This is a genomic window from Cerasibacillus sp. (genome assembly GCF_036516575.1).
In the GTDB taxonomy this organism is placed as follows: Bacteria; Bacillota; Bacilli; order Bacillales; family Amphibacillaceae; genus Cerasibacillus.
The window spans coordinates 1-14,748 of sequence record NZ_DATBTY010000062.1 but is presented as its reverse complement, the minus strand read 5'-3'; the positions used below and the strand labels follow the sequence as shown (position 1 = coordinate 14,748).

At 36.9% G+C, this 14,748-nt stretch carries 17 protein-coding genes and 1 riboswitch; of the genes, 10 read left to right on the top strand and 7 right to left on the bottom strand.

Going from position 1 to position 14,748, the window contains the following annotated elements; translation table 11 throughout:
* Window positions 1–110 precede the first annotated feature (110 nt).
* The 4 genes from VIG73_RS10585 to VIG73_RS10570 all read right to left on the bottom strand — a co-directional run bounded on the left by VIG73_RS10585 (window position 111) and on the right by VIG73_RS10570 (window position 3,636).
* Window positions 111–674, bottom strand: a complete 564-nt coding sequence (locus VIG73_RS10585) for an XRE family transcriptional regulator (protein WP_331641729.1) — start codon at window positions 672–674, stop codon at window positions 111–113.
* 279 nt (window positions 675–953) lie between these two features.
* Complete coding sequence (locus VIG73_RS10580; protein ID WP_331641728.1) at window positions 954–1,859, bottom strand: hydroxymethylglutaryl-CoA lyase; 906 nt, start codon at window positions 1,857–1,859, stop codon at window positions 954–956.
* Window positions 1,860–2,181: 322 nt separating this feature from the next.
* Window positions 2,182–3,225, bottom strand: coding sequence for a lactonase family protein (locus tag VIG73_RS10575; RefSeq protein ID WP_331641727.1), 1,044 nt, complete (start codon window positions 3,223–3,225; stop codon window positions 2,182–2,184).
* Window positions 3,226–3,429: 204 nt separating this feature from the next.
* Entirely contained in the window at window positions 3,430–3,636 is a 207-nt protein-coding gene (locus VIG73_RS10570) for a hypothetical protein (RefSeq protein WP_414648400.1), read from the bottom strand.
* Window positions 3,637–3,998: 362 nt separating this feature from the next.
* Between VIG73_RS10570 and VIG73_RS10565 the strand changes: the two genes are divergently transcribed.
* Both VIG73_RS10565 and VIG73_RS10560 read left to right on the top strand, forming a co-directional pair.
* On the top strand, window positions 3,999–4,334 hold the full coding sequence (locus tag VIG73_RS10565; protein ID WP_331641725.1) for a PadR family transcriptional regulator: 336 nt from the start codon (window positions 3,999–4,001) through the stop codon (window positions 4,332–4,334).
* Window positions 4,335–4,364: 30 nt separating this feature from the next.
* The gene (locus tag VIG73_RS10560) at window positions 4,365–5,114 is read left to right on the top strand and encodes an HAAS domain-containing protein (protein WP_331641722.1); all 750 of its coding nucleotides are present in this window, start codon (window positions 4,365–4,367) and stop codon (window positions 5,112–5,114) included.
* Window positions 5,115–5,230: 116 nt separating this feature from the next.
* On the opposite strand, the gene VIG73_RS10555 is transcribed toward VIG73_RS10560, so the two are convergent.
* Together VIG73_RS10555 and VIG73_RS10550 are read right to left on the bottom strand one after the other, a co-directional pair.
* Window positions 5,231–5,857, bottom strand: coding sequence for a YpjP family protein (locus VIG73_RS10555; RefSeq protein ID WP_331641720.1), 627 nt, complete (start codon window positions 5,855–5,857; stop codon window positions 5,231–5,233).
* A gap of 155 nt (window positions 5,858–6,012) precedes the next feature.
* Window positions 6,013–7,296: an acetyl-CoA hydrolase/transferase family protein gene (locus VIG73_RS10550; protein ID WP_331641718.1), complete on the bottom strand. Its 1,284-nt coding sequence runs from the start codon at window positions 7,294–7,296 to the stop codon at window positions 6,013–6,015.
* Window positions 7,297–7,612: 316 nt separating this feature from the next.
* Here VIG73_RS10550 and VIG73_RS10545 point away from each other — a divergent pair, with 316 nt between their 5' ends.
* The 8 genes from VIG73_RS10545 (at window position 7,613) to VIG73_RS10510 (ending at window position 14,389) form a co-directional block, all read left to right on the top strand.
* Complete coding sequence (locus VIG73_RS10545; RefSeq protein ID WP_331641716.1) at window positions 7,613–8,062, top strand: Hsp20/alpha crystallin family protein; 450 nt, start codon at window positions 7,613–7,615, stop codon at window positions 8,060–8,062.
* A gap of 95 nt (window positions 8,063–8,157) precedes the next feature.
* Window positions 8,158–8,261, top strand: a riboswitch (TPP riboswitch).
* Between the two features lie 84 nt (window positions 8,262–8,345).
* Window positions 8,346–8,936 (top strand): energy-coupled thiamine transporter ThiT, encoded by a 591-nt coding sequence (gene thiT, locus VIG73_RS10540; protein WP_331641714.1) that lies wholly within the window; start codon window positions 8,346–8,348, stop codon window positions 8,934–8,936.
* 180 nt (window positions 8,937–9,116) lie between these two features.
* Window positions 9,117–9,302: a hypothetical protein gene (locus VIG73_RS10535; RefSeq protein WP_331641711.1), complete on the top strand. Its 186-nt coding sequence runs from the start codon at window positions 9,117–9,119 to the stop codon at window positions 9,300–9,302.
* Between the two features lie 187 nt (window positions 9,303–9,489).
* The gene (locus VIG73_RS10530; protein WP_331641710.1) at window positions 9,490–10,257 is read left to right on the top strand and encodes a DUF4430 domain-containing protein; all 768 of its coding nucleotides are present in this window, start codon (window positions 9,490–9,492) and stop codon (window positions 10,255–10,257) included.
* A 76-nt stretch (window positions 10,258–10,333) separates the two neighbouring features.
* On the top strand, window positions 10,334–11,176 hold the full coding sequence (locus tag VIG73_RS10525; RefSeq protein WP_331641708.1) for an energy-coupling factor transporter transmembrane component T: 843 nt from the start codon (window positions 10,334–10,336) through the stop codon (window positions 11,174–11,176).
* Complete coding sequence (locus VIG73_RS10520; protein WP_331641706.1) at window positions 11,177–12,814, top strand: ABC transporter ATP-binding protein; 1,638 nt, start codon at window positions 11,177–11,179, stop codon at window positions 12,812–12,814.
* Complete coding sequence (locus tag VIG73_RS10515) at window positions 12,799–13,470, top strand: ECF transporter S component (RefSeq protein ID WP_331641704.1); 672 nt, start codon at window positions 12,799–12,801, stop codon at window positions 13,468–13,470. The genes VIG73_RS10520 and VIG73_RS10515 overlap by 16 nt, the downstream gene beginning before the upstream one ends.
* Window positions 13,471–13,594: 124 nt before the next feature.
* On the top strand, window positions 13,595–14,389 hold the full coding sequence (locus VIG73_RS10510) for a DUF6612 family protein (RefSeq protein WP_331641702.1): 795 nt from the start codon (window positions 13,595–13,597) through the stop codon (window positions 14,387–14,389).
* A 262-nt stretch (window positions 14,390–14,651) separates the two neighbouring features.
* Here the strand turns inward: VIG73_RS10510 and VIG73_RS10505 are convergent, their stop codons facing one another.
* On the bottom strand, window positions 14,652–14,738 hold the full coding sequence (locus tag VIG73_RS10505) for an IS3 family transposase (protein WP_414648402.1): 87 nt from the start codon (window positions 14,736–14,738) through the stop codon (window positions 14,652–14,654).
* Window positions 14,739–14,748: the final 10 nt, after the last annotated feature.

Sequence of the window (14,748 nt, the reverse complement as noted above, 5' to 3'; positions counted from 1 at the left end):
CGGCTTTTGCCCTTTTAAATACAGAGCTAAAACTGCTTAAATCAATTTATATTATCTCCTCTATCTACTTGATAGGGAACAGTTCAGTTCATTTCTCCCGGCCCCATTTTCTATTCTATTCCTTCAATAAAAACCGTTAATACTTTGGCACCTTGATTATCAACAGGTATAAATAAATGTGGCTTCATACCTTTGAAATATGCTGTATCTCCTTGCTTAAGATGATGTTTGTCCTGATCATAAAGGAGGTATATTTCACCTTCTAGCACGTAAATAAACTCATCTTCCGAATGTGTATATGGTTCATGACGTAAATTCGCATCCTTTGGGGTAACATGAACGATTGCTGGTTCAATATTTGAAAAACGTGATTTCGCTAGTAGTTCATATGAATAACCCATATCTTCATGTCCTACTTTGGACTGGCGCATCGATTTAGGCTGTAATACTAAATCTGTTTCTGGACGATTGTCAAGAATCCAGGAAAGTGGGATATTTAGTGCCTCACTAATTTTCGAAAGTGTAGCTACTGCCGCTGCTGATTGGCCGTTCTCAATCTTTGATAGCATGCTTTTAGAAATGCCACATTGGTCGGCTATCTCTTGTTGTGTCTTCTTGCTTCGATGTCGAGCTTGTCGAATTTTTTTACCGATGTCTTGAAGGTCGATTGTCATTTCCCCCTTTCTAACGTACAGTGTATGATGTTCTTATCATAAGTGAGAGGAGCTATTCAGTCAAGATTTGTTCGTGACTCTTGTTGTAATGTGATATGGAGTTCGGAAGTTTGGCGGGAAGATGTGGAATTACTCGGGACCGTGCCTCAATTGTAGTAAAATCATTATTCAGGTGGAGACACAAACCGTGTTGATTTTTAAGCAGGTTAAGATAATGCTAAAAGCCATCTTCCCTTATTATAAGGAAGATGGCTTCATCCGCTCCTAGCAATTCTCTTGCTATTGCTGTGCAATCGCATAGGCAAGTGATTTGCTAGGCAGTGTCTTTCCCAATTTATTTTGAATAAAGAGTGCTGCTTCTTCGATTTTCTTTTCATCAATTCCTGTTTTAATTCCCATACCATGGAGTAAATATAAAATATCATTCGTCGCGACATTCCCTGCTGCTCCTGGAGCATATGGACATCCGCCAAGGCCACCAATTGAGCTATCAAAGCGATTAATGCCATATCCAAGTGATGTCATAATGTTGGCTATCGCCATCCCCCTTGTATCATGATAATGCATGATGATTTTCTCTTTAGGATAACGACGAAGCGCTTCATCTAGTAATGTTTCCACTTGTGATGGAACAGCGGTACCAATCGTATCACCTAAGGAAATATCGTCCGCCCCAAATTCTAGGAGTCGATCACAGACAGCAATGACTTGATCAGGGGAAATCTTACCTTCAAATGGGCAGTCAAACACCGTTGAAACATATGCTGTCACATGTTTTCCCGCTGCTTTTGCTTCTTCAATGACCTCTTTCAAAACGGGATATGTTTCTGCAATGGTTTTATTGATGTTGCTTTTATTATGAGATTCACTTGCTGACATAAAGACTGATGCACCGTCAATTCCCGCATCAAGTGCAAGTTCTAACCCTTTCATATTCGGGACGAGTGCTGAATAACGAACATCCGGGTTACGATTGATTTTCTTCCCAACCTCATGTGCATCCGATAGTTGTGGTACCCACTTTGGATGAACAAATGATGAGTATTCAATCTCACTAATCCCTGATTCAGACAATTTATTAATCCAAGTGATTTTATCCTTTGTCAAAACACGTTTTTTCTCATTCTGCAAACCATCTCTTGGCCCAACTTCTTTAACTTGAACATATTCTGGCCAACGACTCACCGCTAACCCCTCCTTTAATATTGAAAAAGTTGCTATTTATATCAATGTATGCGCTCTCATGTATTTACCTTAAAAAATGATGTTGTAATTGTTCTATGTTTTTCAATTAAGTTTACTGTTATTCAACATTGTTGAATTAAATATATAATATATAGCGTATTGTTGTCAACCGTTTGAACTAATATTTCTGAATTTTTATGTATATTTTGTTTCTAATTCTGTTTTTTAGATATTCTGCAGCAGATAATTAATCACAACAAACAAGAGATGCCTCAATCAAAAGGCATCTCTTGTTTAACAATGCGTTCATTTTTATTTCAAACTATAATGAAAGAAACTTAACACAGACTGCTTCTGGTACATGAATGATAGAATCGAGTGCTGTTAATTGTCCTGTTGTTTCGTCACGTGAAAATAGGACCAGATTGTTTGTATGCTGGTTCGCTACGACGACATATTTCTCGCTCGGGTCTAAGGAAAAGTCACGTGGAAACTCTCCACCTGTTGGTGTATGCCCTACAAGTGTCAATTGACCAGTTGCTTCATCTACTTTAAATGTCGTAATACTATTATGACCACGATTTCCAGTGTAAACAAATTTTCCATCTGATGAGACGTGAATAGCGCTGGCATCATTTGTTTCTGTAAAATCTTCAGGAATCGCACGAATGATTTGCTTTTCTTGGAAAGCACCTGTTTCCGAATCATAATCAAGCACAATCACTTCAGAGCTTAGCTCCGTTAATAAATAAGCTAACTTACCATTCGGATGGAAAGCGATATGACGTGGCCCACTCCCTGGCCTCGCCTTGTATGTTTCAATTTTTTCGAGTGAATTTTTTACTTTCTTATAAGTCACTAGTTCATCTATACCAAGATCTGCAACGACGACATACTTTCCATCAGGCGTATGTCCAGTAAAGTGGACATGTGGTTTTTCCTGGCGTTCGTGTGGCCCTTGTCCTTCATGGGTTACTGTTACAATTTCTTTATTAATGCTTCGGTGGTCACTCACTTCAAACCATTTAACCGTCCCTTTATGATAATTCCCAGCTAGAAGTGCATCCCCCCGAACATCGACATGACATGGTGGTGCGCCATTTTCTAATTTTCGATTCATATAGCGGAGCTCACCATCAGCTTGATTAATCTCAAATGATGCCACCCCACCCATATCCTCATCTTGGGCAACGGAGTATAAATATTTTTTGTCCTCACTTATTGCTAAGTACGTCGGATTACTCATTTTCGACGCTAATTCTAACTTGGTAAATTGCCCCTGTTCTATATCAAGTTCAAAACGGTAGATCCCTCTACTCGTTTTTCTTGTATATGTTCCAACATAGCCAATGACATTTTTTGACACTTTATTTCCCCCTTCAAAAAAGTTCCATAATAACCATATTCCATATTATATCATGTTAACATCTTCTTCATACTTTAGGTATAAACTATCCTTTATTCAATCTCCTAAAAAAATAAAAAAAGTACCGAATGAAAAAATCCATTCGATACGAATATCTGATGATACTTGTATATTAGGGGGAATTTATTTATAAGATTCTAATCGTTAATATCCATAATCCCAATCAACATCACTATCACACCAAAAAACAAACTGAACATCTTGAAAACAAATCTCTCTGTTACCAATTGTGCAATGGTAATCCGCACAACCTGCTTGGTCCTTCATTTCTTTGTATACAGAACGTTCGACACCTTCTAAGCATGTAACAGTTTGGTCATCATTTAATAAGATAGCTGTACCTTTCATCAATGTGATCACCATCCTTAGTTTTTGTGATGCAATATTATTATAACAAGCCTGTTATATAAAAGGAACCCATATGTGAATGATTTCACAAAAAAGTTAAATTTAACACATCTGTCATTTTTGTCATATATAAATGATTAGAATACGAAAGGACTAACCGCTTTCTTGACATGCATTACTAGTAAGGGAATTCCATTAAATCAATAAATATTTTATTAACCCTTGCATTACAAGAGTATGTATTTTATACTTAAAATAATAACTTGTAATGCAAGGCAATGAATATCGTTAATTTTCCTTTTCTTGTATTACAAGGTCATTTTTTAAATATATACCTTGCAATGCAATATAGCAAAAAGGAGGTGATGTACTTGTCGTCGACGCAAATGCTGAAAGGGATTATTGATGGGTGTGTCTTGGCAATCATTAAAGACAAAGAAGTTTATGGATATGAGCTTGCTGAGAAACTTGAAGCCTATGGGTTTGAATCGTTTAGTGAGGGAACGATTTACCCAATGCTTATGCGGATGCAGCGCGAGGAACTTGTAACAGCAACATTTAAAAAATCAACCGCCGGACCTCGCCGAAAGTATTATTCGCTCACACAAAAGGGAGAAGAAGAACTTCAGCAGTTTATCTATCGGTGGAAACAATTACAGCAAAGTGTCAATCAAGTGCTTCGTTTCGAATCAGATGATTAACTAACAATAACAAATAAGGAGTTGAAACAAATGACAAATCCGCAACTATCCAAGAAGAGTAATAAGTTTTTAGAAGACTTACGTGCTTATTTATTTGCAAAGGGAAAGAAGTTCGAGGAAATTAAAGAGATTACGAATGAACTAGAAATGCACTTACTAGAGGCTGAGAAAAATGGAAAACCGATTGAAAAAATTGTCGGAAACTCACCTGCCGAATATATGGAAATGATTTCAAAGGAAATGGACATCGATGTTTCTGGGTGGTTTAAATATATTTTACTGATCATCATCGGCTCTTTTACATTTAAAATTTTCAGCGATGTATCAAAAGGTGAACTGGCCTATTCGGTCTTTGAAATTGTTGGTCATATCGCTGATAGTATTCTATTTATTATTCTATTATTTGCAGCTGTGAAGTTCATATCAAAGAGACAGTTAAGTGATACTAAAGCGATTCTCATTGTCACTCCAATTATTCTTATTGAGATGGGGATTTTCGTAGGCATTATTTACTTTAATAATCGAATTGATTCTCCGATGATTCATTTCGGCGAAACAGGCACGTGGCTTGCAGTCGCACTTTCTGCCATTCTAATAATCGGTATGACTCTATGGGCGAAGACAAGTGTGCTCGTTGTTGTTTTACTATTACTCTTCTTACCAGATTATTTATTAAGTTTTACATCGTTACAGCTAGAAATGCAACTCATCATTAGTCTTCTCATCACATACGGTGGAATTGCTCTTTATCTTTGGCTTGTTTTTCCCAAAGAAAAATAAAAAACTCGCATGACAATCCTTCTTATTTACCCGTAAAAGAATGTCATGCCAGTTATATGAAAGGAATAAAACCAGATGGCTCTTACCCGGGAGTCATCGTGGTTTTATTTTTGAATTTAAGACATCCACTTAGGTGGAATGTTTTTATCCCAGTAGATTTCACCAATATCATGATGTGTTTCAAATTGATCGTCACTTAAATGATAATGGAAATTAAACCAATAACCTTCTAATGGACGATTTTCACGGCGAACATGAAAGCGTACAAGATCTGATTGATTCCTCACATCATACACATTAAAAATACGCTCTCCAAACCCATGAGCTGGTTCTTCAGTAATCGCATAGTAAGCTAGTTCATCCTCATCAGCTCTATCAATAACCGCTTCTATGACATCTTCAATAACTGGTAATATGTCCGTTGTAAACTCATCTTCTACACGATCAATCATGCGCGGACCAAATTTCATGAAGGCTTGTTCTTTCGCACCTTCTGTCAGGTGTTCAAGATAAGTTTCTCTTGCCGTCGGTCTATCTTCCAGAGTCGGTTGACTCCGCCGCTCATCTCGTATCTCATGCTCAACAACGGCTACCGCTGATTGTTGTTCATCGATATTTGATTTTTCCGAAATGGCGTCTTTACTTTCATCAGCATCTAATGTTAATGCAATTGGGGGAATGTAAAGCCCCAAAGTCATGACTGCTACGAAAGCAACGACTATCTTACGCAACCATAGTTTCATAGAATTACCCTCTTTACATTGGACTATGTGTCATGGTGCCTGTTCTGTTATGATAATATCATTTTAACATGAACAATGCTTAGCGTCTATATAACGAAGTGCTCTTCACATTATTTTTAAAAAACCCCGGACAGCTTTCGTCCAGGGTAAATATTTTATACTAAGTAGCCCATTTTCTTCGCTTCAAACTCTAGTTCCTCCCTAAACTTAGGATGTGCAATGCGAATTAATTCTTTCGTACGTTCGCGAATTGTTTTTCCACGTAAGCGAGCCACACCGTATTCAGTTACAATATAGTCGACATCATTTTTCGAAGTTGTCACAGGTGTTCCTGGCAGTAAAGTCGGAACAATTTTTGAAATGGTATCTTTTTTTACACTTGAATGTAATGTTAAAATACCCTTTGAATTTTCAGCGAGATGTGAAGCAATTTGGAAGTCAGCTTGCCCACCTGAAGAAGACCAATATGTGCCGCCAATCATCTCTGAGTTCACTTGGCCAAGGAAATCAACTTCAACAGCCGCATTCACTGTGACTAAGTTTTTCATTTTAGACAAATCGACAACATTATTCGTTTTATTGACTGGTAACATATAAATATCTTCATTCTCATGGATAAAATCATATAAACGCTGCGAGCCGAATGCAAATGTAGCTGTTAACTTCCCTTTCTTAAATAGATTATTCTCATTAGTAATGGCGCCTGCTTCATATAGATCAATAATTTTCTCCGGTATCATTTCCGTATGCACAGATAAATTTCGGTGTGATGTCAACTGTTCGATGATCGCATTTGGAATAGAACCGAATCCGATTTGAATGGTATCGCCATCTTCAATGAGCTCTGCTACATATTCACCAATGATTCGGTCTTTTTCTGATACTCTTAAATCAGGTGATGCAGGGATTGGCTCATGATTTTCGATTAATGCGCTTACATCAGAGATATGAACACGATTCTCTCCATATGTACGTGGCATATGTTCATTCACTTCTAAAATAATGTTTTTAGCGTAAGGAAAGACAGTTGCTACATAGTCACAGTTAGTTCCCATTGAAAAATAACCTTCGTCATCCATCGGTGAAACGACTGCCATCGCGACTTGATTATTTGTAAACTGATTTAGTAATTTAGGCATATCGGAAAAGTGGTTTGGTAAAATATCAATTTTTCCTTCTTTGAATGCTTTTCTTTCTGATGCCCCTAAAAAAGTACTAATAATTTGAAGTTTTTCTGGTTCAACATCGATTACATCACGAGTTGAAAACATTTGAATTAAACGGTTTCCTGAGAGGCCTTCATGTGATTCTAATTGTTTCATTAATTTGTAAGGCTCTCCGGCTAATATCGGTGTAATAATGTCGTCTCCAGGCTGAATGAATGAAACCGCTTCCTCGATAGAGCAAAGTTTTTCATTGTATAATTTTTGCAAGTCCATATTGCTTATCCCCCTTTTTGAATTAAGTTACCCTAACCTCTTAGATCATTCTGAACTATTCATTGCTGAAGTGTTAAAATGTTAATAATCTTAGCGACAATTCATGCTATACAACAGCAAAAACAGCATCTGTATATACTTTACAAAATAAAATGTTATCTGTCATCCATATTGAATTTTTTGTCGAAGAATGTTGAATTTTACAATGAAGTGAACTATGACATTTAATTGAAAAATGATATAACGAACCAAATAACATGAAAAAACAAGGTATAATAATAAGTGAGAGATACACAAAAAGAAGGAGGAAATTCATATGTTTGACTTAAAGCCATTTAAAAGAAAAGATGACGAGCTGGATTTATTCGAACGCATGTTAAAGTCCTTCAATGAAGTATTTGATCGAGAAGGAATTGCACCATTAAATGGGAATTTCAATTCTTTTCGTACTGATGTCAGAGAAACGGAAGATGCTTATTATGTGGAAGCGGAACTTCCAGGATTTGACAAAAATGATATTACCATTCAAGTAGACGATAATTATTTAACAATTCATGCGAAACGTGAGGAAGAAGAAGAAACGAAAGATAAGCAAGATAAAATTATTCGTCAAGAGCGTCACTACGGAGAGTTTATTCGACGCTTTTATGTCGATAATATTGATGAAGATAAAATTAAAGCTAAATTAAAACGAGGCGTCTTAAAAATAAAACTACCTAAATTAGATCCGAAAACGCCAGAATCAAGACGAATTGATATTCTTTAATCATATTTAAACCATGCCAAAACTATAGGTGGCATGGTTTTTTTGCTTTTAAAACGGACATATATTTGTTATGATGGGATGGAAATGAATAATGAAGTGACCACAAGGGGAGCTTTTCGCTGAGATTGAACGTTCATGCGTTCTAACCCTTCGAACCTGTCTAGTTAGTACTAACGTAGGGATGTGGTGAAATAATGCGGAATGAAGGTATGTATGAGTATGCCATCTTTCCTATTTCACGATGTCTCCCTCAGTGGTACACCATTAGAGGAGGCATTTTTTTATGAAACGATTTGATTTAGAAACATTATTAGAGATAGCGATTTTCGCTGGATTTGCGATGGTACTCGATTTATTCCCATCATTTAAACCAAATCCATCGATTTCCATCTCATTTGCTATGGTCCCGATTTTTATTATTGCTTTTCGCAGAGGCTTTCTTGCCGCGACGATATCCGGGTTTTTATGGGGGGTTTTGCAAATTGCAACAGGTGATGCCTGGATTTTAACCCCTACACAAGCATTTATTGAATACTTTATTGCCTTTACATGTATCGGATTTGCCGGGCTGTTTTCAGGTATAATTAAAAGTAGTTTAAAAGATAAAAAAATGGGGACAGCAATTGTATGGATTGTCGTTGCAACATTTGTCGGTGGTGCAGCTCGTTATTTCTGGCATTTTGTTGCCGGTGTCATCTTCTTTAAAAAGTACGCCATTGAAGCAGGAAAAACACCTGTCATCTTCTCGTTAACGATGAACGGGATTACGTTCCTTGGCGCTTCGGTTCTTTGTGCCATTATATTAGTCTTACTGATTAAAAAAGCACCACAACTAGTTACAGTAGCATCTCAGAGAAGACAACAAGCCGCATAATATTTCATTAAGGTGGGAAAAATCTCCCACCTTTTTTTTGCAATTAATAAGACAGATTGATAATTATTTTTCATTGAAGTATATTGACAATCGCATTTAATCAGGATACTATTGGTAATGATATTTTTGAATTATCCAAAAGATTTATAGTGATCACTAGAAAAAGCTTGAGGGTGAAAAATGAGTCAACCGTCAATGAAATTTTATACAAATCGACATATGAATATCGCCGGCTCTGTTAAGGTAACAACAAATATTTTAAAAGTATACCGTCCAAATCAGCGTCCCATTTCTATCAATTTAACACTACTTCATCAACAAGGAAGTAAATTTAAAGAAAGCCTCTCGCGAAATCTAGCATCATAACATCAAACAACTTCATTCGATTTTTTTTACCCTATCAATAATTAATTTCCTAAACTTATTTAAATATGAACGGGTTTGTCCAAGAATGATTTCCAAGGCAAACTCATTTTTTTATTTTCTTAAGGAGTTGAAGAACAAGTGCATACACTCTATTCTAGAGGTATGATCAAGAAAATGAGGGATTCTTATGCGTATAAGATTAATATTAATTTTTATACTAATGATCATTTTGAATGGCTGTGCTGATTCATTACAAAAGCCGAGTGGGCTCGATTTTTCAGCTACCAATCATTCAGAACATCATACAGCTTTACAAATAAAACCGAGTTTTACAATTACTAAAGCGGACGATCAACCTAAAAAACACCATGAAGATAAAATTGAAACTAAACCAAAGCGGGAAGAAACGTCACAACAAACCGTCGTAAAAGAGAAAAACGATGCAGACGCTCTGCCAGTGCAGGAATCAAAACAAACGACTAAAAAAACAGAAACAAAACAAGGCAATTTGCCAACTAAACAAGTACAACAAAATCAAACAGCACAAAAGAAAACAAAAAAACCGAAGCAGACGCCACGAAACGAACAAAAAAATGATACCAAATCAGATGATAGCATTGGAACTGTGACAATGGTCATCAAAATTTCAAATGACAATATCCCGTTAGCTCATACAAATGTCACTATTTATAAAAATGATACTGCCTTAGATGCTTTATTACATATCACAAAGGACAGAAATATTCAACGTGATATATCTGGAAAGGGATCGACCGCTTATATTAGGGGCATTGCTAACGTCTATGAAATGGACCACGGACCTGGAAGTGGTTGGATGTTCCGAGTTAATGGTGTATTTGCCCACCAAAGTGCCGGGGCGATTAAAGTGTCGCCTGGGGATCATATTGAGTGGCTCTACACGAAAGACTTAGGCAAAGATATTGGCGCCCGGTGAGACTTACCACTTGACTATGCTTGAAGACCAAGACTTTTGGCAAAACGAGTTAATAAGGTTGAAAGGAGTATTGAACGTGAGTGAACAAGGCTTTTTAAGCATCCATCCTATTGTTCAATTAATGTACTATATCTTAATTGGCGTGATGCTGTTTCAAATAAATCATCCCGTATTCCTATTAACCACCTTCCTATTATTAATTTGGATTGTCTGGCAACAAGATGAGGGAAAATCCATTAAAAAGCGGCTATCTAGTATCCTTTTATTGATGGGGGTTATGATTTTATTAAATCCGCTTTTTGTCTCACGAGGTAGCCATATCTTGTTTTATCTTGGGAACCGACAAATAACGCTTGAAGCGTTAATTTATGGTATCAGTCTTGCACTAATGATCGGTGGCATGATGTTATTATTTATCTCTTTTCAACACGTCCTACATGGTCAGCGTTTTTTATATTTATTTGCTAATCTTCTTCCACGAACAGCGCTTTTAGTCATGATTGCACTACGTTTTGTGCCGTTATTAATGAATCGGCTAGAAACAATTCGAGCCATTCAACATGTTCGCGGATCAAATAAATCACCAATTAAAACAGCTATGTTGCAACTACAAGCCTTAATCACTTGGTCTTTAGAAGAATCGATAGAAACTGCTGATTCCATGAAAGCACGTGGTTATGGCAATCAAAAACGAACGATGTATACGCCTTTTTATATGGAGAAACGTGACTGGTTTGTGATGATCATTTTGCTTTTGTTATTTATACTCTGCTTTACGGGAAGTATTCTAGGTTATGGTAACATCTATATTTATCCACGACTAGGAACGTTACATTTCTATCCGTTTGATTGGGGCATGTATATCATAATGATTTTCCTTTATTTAATGCCTTTGCTTATTGAAAGGAGCACTGCTTAAATGTTTCAGCTATATGATGTGTCTTTTCGTTATCCTGATGCGAATAAAGATGTTTTAAATCAACTCCACTTATCCATTAATGCCGGCGAGTTTATTCTGTTAACAGGGCCGAGTGGTTGTGGAAAAACAACGCTTTTACGTTTATTAACTTCTGTTCTACGCCCTATTGGCGAATTATCTGGTGAGATGCTTTACCAAAATAAACCGATTCATTTATGGTCTGACGAGCAATTAACAAAGCAGATTGGCTTTATTTCACAACATCCTGAAGAACAGATGGTTATGCCCACCGTCATACAGGAGCTCGTATTCGGTCTGGAAAATCACGGTTTATCAACAGTGGAAATGCGAAAGCGTGTTGCCGAACTAGGGCATTTCTTCAAGATTGAAAACCTGCTTTATAAAAAAACTGATGCCTTATCTGGTGGAGAACAACAACTTGTTCATCTGTTATCTGTTTTATTATTACGTCCAAAAGTACTCATTCTTGATGAACCGACTTCACAATTAGATCCCGTACATGCGAAACATGTTTTACAAATCCTCGAACAACTGCATCACGATTTAGGGATGACGATTATTATTGCTGAACACAGGGTTGACCACTTATTTCAGATATGTGACCGTGTGATTATGCTTGATGAAGGAACAGTGCGTTTCACCGGAAACAGTCGGGATATGTTATATCAGCTTTTTCAATCACGAGAAATAAAATATCACGCTTATCTACCAGATCTAGCTCATTTATATTTAGAGAAAGCACAACAACCGATAAAAGACAACATTCCCCTAACCGTTAATGATGGTCGCGTATGGTTAAAGCAGACCTTACCTATGAGAGACAGTAAGCGGCAAAGTCGGAATGTAGAACAAGAACAACCAATTGTTACGTTAAAAGACGTGACCTTCTATTTTTCGAAAAATGCCCCATCCATTTTAAATCGCTTATCATTAACCATTTATAAAGGGGATTTTTACACCATTATTGGTGGGAATGCATCAGGGAAAACAACGTTACTAGAGATTTGCCTTGGTATTAAAAAGGCTAAACGCGGACGTGTAGAACTTTTTCAAGAAAAGCCTCATAAAACCGCGTTGAGCCGGGTTGGATTTATGCCACAACAACCACAAGCTTTCTTCATGTATGACACCGTAGAAAAAGAAATGCAAGCGATGTTAAACCAAGGCGATGATGGCGAGCAGCACATGATAAAGATGGCTAAACGATTCAATGTCGAACATCTTTTACAACAGCATCCGTATGACTGTTCATATGGAGAAATGCAAAAAGTTGTACTTGCTTGTCTCTTACTGCGCCAACCTGATATTTTATTCCTTGACGAGCCTACAAAGGGGCTAGATCCTTTCGCTAAGAAAGAGCTCGGTCGCTATCTAACAGCATTACACAAGGAAGGAGTAACGATTGTAATGGTTTCTCATGATATTGATTTCATCGCTAATTATTCTAAGCGCTCTGGCTTATTATTTGCTGGCGAGGTCACTACTGAAGGACCGACCCACACCGTCCTACAAGATAATTATTTTTACACGACGGATTTGAGTCGAGCGGCGAGAGGCACGTCTTTATCCTCCGTCTTAACACTTGAGGAGGCACTTCAAGCATGGCCAGAAAAATAATGATTGCTGTGGTTAGCATTATCCTGTTCCTTTTGCTATTTGTTTTCTCAGAGAGGGCGTATTTTTTTATAAGTTTTCTCATCATTGGTCTCATCATGTTACCGTTTTTTATTCGCTTTGAGAAGCGCTCAATTTCTGCTCGTGAAGTCGTCCTGCTTGCGATGTTTATTGCTGTGGCAGCTGTTAGTCGCATACCTTTTGCAGCCTTACCGAGCATCCAACCGACATCATTTATTATCATCATGGTTGGAATTGGTTTTGGTGCGGAGACGGGTTTTATCGTTGGTGCAGTGAGTGCACTCGTATCGAACTTAGTACTTGGTCAAGGTCCTTGGACACCGTGGCAAATGTTCGCCTGGGGCTTGATGGGAATGACAGCGGGCATAATGTCGCACTATTTACAACAAAGATGGCAGCGCCTTTTATTCGGTTTTATATGGGGATTTCTATTTGGTTGGACGATGAATTTATGGGTCTTAACAACTCAGATTGATAATCTAACATTAGAACTTATCATTGGCATTTATGCGGCCAGTTTTGTCCATGATTTTTCCCACGCGTTGTCTAATGTTGTATTACTATTTATCTTTTCTTCTAGTTTCTTGATGATTTTTAAACGGCTAAAAAGAAAATATGGTGTTTTAGTCAATAAGTGACAGTTTAATTAGTTCGAATTTACTATTTTTGAAAAACTCCTAAAAAAGTGATTTAAATTGAAACCATTTATGGTATTATACGTAAGATTAATTGTATACAAAATTTTAAGGAGTGTTTAATCTTATGAAAAAATGGATGACATTATTTGTTGCAATCGCTTTAGCTTTTACACTTTCTGCTTGTCAAGAAAACGCTGAAGAAGTGTACAACAAAGCGCTTGAAGCTTCAAAAGAGTTAAAAAGTGCCGAAGTTGATTTGGATATAAAACAAACAATCGGCATCCCTAGTGAAGATATGACAATGGACATATCATCTAAAATGGATGTCAAAATGACAACAGACCCTCTAACAATGTATCAAAAAGGTACAATTGATATGGGTGATTTGTTACCAATAGCGATGGAAATGGAATCTTACGTTACTGAAGATGCGATGTACATGTATGAGTCAATGTCTGATACTTGGATGAAAATGGATTCTGTCTTATCAGAAGAAATGCTGAACCAACAGCAAGATCCTGCTGAACAACTGAAACTATTAGAGGAATTCGCTAAGGACTTTACATTTGAAAAAGACGATAACGCATTTGTTTTAAAATTAGAAGCTGATGGCGAAAAACTTAAAGACAATATGGATGAATTAATTAAGCAGTATATGCCACAAGAAATCATGCAGGCATTGGGCGAAGAAACATTTAAAGATATGGATATTAGTAAGCTCAATTACGAAATTTTCATCGACAAAAAAACATATCACCTAAATAAACTCAATGTGGATATGGACATGAAAATTAAAGCTGATGGTGAAGAAATGAACATTTCTCAAAAAGTAAATGCTGAATACAAAAACATCAATGGTGTAGATCCGATTAAAGTACCACAGGATGTCATTGATAATGCACAAGAAATGGGCTTTTAATTTCCCCTCTTAGTAGATTAATAGATTAATTAAGATAAGAAGGTATAGGAACATTTCTATGCCTTCTTTTTATATATTATACTGCATAACAGCGTCGTTATGTCATCCTAAATACCGAGGTTCTTATACTGCGCTTGCGGGTTGATCTTGGCCCAGGATGGAGTGATTTAGGTCTGGGATCGCGCGATTTTGGCTCGGGACCGCGCGATTTGGCCGGGTGAACATGTCCCTGTCAAGTAGACAGTACTGAACCGCACAAATATTATGCAGCTTGTAAGAATTTCAAGCGATATTTAACAGGACTTGTTTTTAGTTTTGTTTGGATGCGTTTATTGTTATAATATTTTATATAGTTGTCT